1 protein-coding gene is annotated in these 777 nt (G+C 35.9%); it reads left to right on the top strand.

Features of this window, described 5'->3' with window-relative positions; all coding sequences use genetic code 11:
* On the top strand, positions 1–777 hold a 777-nt coding region (locus D8845_RS10135), incomplete at both ends, for an ISL3 family transposase (RefSeq protein ID WP_125453333.1).

Raw genomic sequence — 777 nt, 5'->3', positions numbered from 1 at the left:
CGCCTTTACAAAGGGAAAGATGAGCTTTATTGAGCAAGATTTTGACAATCTAAATATCATCACTGTTCTTGAGGGAAGAACACAAGCTATTATTCGAAATCACTTTCTTAAATATGATAGAGTCGTTCGTTGTCAGGTGAAAATCATTACTATGGATATGTTTAGCCCTTATTATGACTTGGCTAAACAGCTTTTTCCTAATGCAAAAATTGTACTTGATCACTTTCACATTGTCCAACACATGAGCCGCGCTATGAGTCGTGTGCGTGTTCAAATCATGAATCAATTTGAACGAAAATCCCATGAGTACAAGGCTATTAAACGTTACTGGAAGCTCATTCAACAGGACAGTCGTAAACTTAGCGATAAGCGATTTTATCGCCCTACTTTTCAGATGCACTTGACGAATAAAGAAATTCTAGACAAGCTTTTGAGCTATTCAGAAGACTTGAAACATCACTACCATCTCTACCAACTCTTGCTTTTTCACTTTCAGAATAAGGAACCCGATAAATTTTTCGGGCTCATTGAGGACAATCTAAAGCAGGTTCATCCTCTTTTTCAGACTGTCTTTAAAACCTTTCTTAAGGATAAAGAGAAAATTGTCAACGCCCTTCAATTACCCTATTCCAACGCCAAATTAGAAGCGACTAATAATCTTATCAAACTTATCAAACGAAATGCATTTGGTTTTCGAAACTTTGAAAACTTCAAAAAACGGATTTTTATTGCTCTGAACATCAAAAAAGAAAGGACGAAATTTGTCCTTTCTAGATC

The sequence above is a fragment of the Streptococcus mitis genome (genome assembly GCF_003942865.1).
GTDB classification, from domain to species: Bacteria; Bacillota; Bacilli; order Lactobacillales; family Streptococcaceae; genus Streptococcus; species Streptococcus mitis_BI.
Note: the sequence above shows the minus strand (reverse complement) of the source record. Positions and strands in the feature narration are given on the sequence as shown.